Raw genomic sequence first — 1,250 nt, 5'->3', positions numbered from 1 at the left:
TGTCGTGGGGACGGGCGGGGCGTCCGGGAATCTGGCGCGGCTGGTTGTCCACAGGGGTGTGGATAACCTGCTCGATCTCGGGACCGGGTGCGGGGTGCAGGCGGCCCATGCGGCGGCCCGGAATCCCGGGGCGAGGGTCACCGCCACTGACGTCAATCCGCGGGCGCTGAGGTTGGCCGCGATGAGTTTCGCGCTTTCGGGCGTCGAGGGCGCGGAGCTTGTCGAGGGGTCGCTGCTGGAGCCGGTCCAAGGGCGGCGGTTCGATCTGATCGTGTCGAATCCGCCCTTCGTGGTGGCGCCGGCGGAAGGGCCCCGGTTCACCTATCGCGAGTCGGGGATGGCGGGGGACGACTTCTGCCGGTCGCTCGTCGGAAAGGCGTCCGATTACCTGACCGAGGGCGGATATTGCCAGCTCTTGGCCAATTGGCTGCACGTCGACGGCGTTCCCTGGGAGGAGCGCGTCGGTGCGTGGGTGGACGGGTGCGACGCGTGGATCGTCCAGCGGGACGTCCAGGATCCGGCCGAGTACGCCGAACTGTGGCTGCGGGATTCGTGCGAGGCCGGGACGCCCGAGTACCGGGCCCGGTACGAGGCGTGGCTCGACTACTTCGAGCGGCATCGGGTCGCCGGGGTCGGGTTCGGGTGGATCACGTTGCGGCGGAGCGAGCGTCCGGTGGTCCGGGTCGAGGAGGTGCGGCACGCCGTCGAGGAACCCGTCGGCGCCTATGTCGCGGACGTCCTGGACGGGCTCGTCAAGGGCGCCGAGTTTTCCACAAGCTGTGGACAACTGCTGGCGGCGGCGCCCGGGCTCGTCCAGGAACAGGTGGGCCCGCCCGGCGCCGAGGATCCGGAGCGGATCGTCCTGCGGCAGGCCGGGCGGCTGCGCCGCGCGGCCGGCGTCGGGACGGTCGAGGCCGGACTCGCCGGAGTCTGCGACGGCACCCTGCCGCTCGATCCGCTGCTCGCCGCCATCGCCCAGCTGACCGGCATGGACGCGGCCCAGGTGCGCGCGCACGCCGACGCGGTCCTGCCGGAGCTCATCGCGGACGGCTTCTTCGTCTAGTGCGGTGACCACAAACGTCCACCGGGTTGGGTGACACGCCGGACAGGGTCAGGGACGGGCAGGTTGATCGGCTCCACCCTCGATGACGACAGGTCGTTATCGAGAGAGGGGCGGGCTGGTGGCAGAGCCAGTCAGAGCACGGCGGTTGACCCAGGACGAGGGGCGCCGGCTGCAGCAGATCATCCGG

The 1,250-nt window shown here is 71.0% G+C and carries 1 protein-coding gene; it reads left to right on the top strand.

What is annotated here, in order from left to right; all coding sequences use genetic code 11:
- The coding region (locus E1284_RS40780; protein WP_131945449.1) for a methyltransferase at nucleotides 1–1,063 on the top strand (1,063 nt) is incomplete at its 5' end.
- Between the last annotated feature and the right edge of the window lie 187 nt (nucleotides 1,064–1,250).

This window comes from Actinomadura bangladeshensis (assembly GCF_004348335.1).
Lineage (GTDB): Bacteria > Actinomycetota > Actinomycetes > Streptosporangiales > Streptosporangiaceae > Spirillospora > Spirillospora bangladeshensis.
Note: the sequence above shows the minus strand (reverse complement) of the source record. Positions and strands in the feature narration are given on the sequence as shown.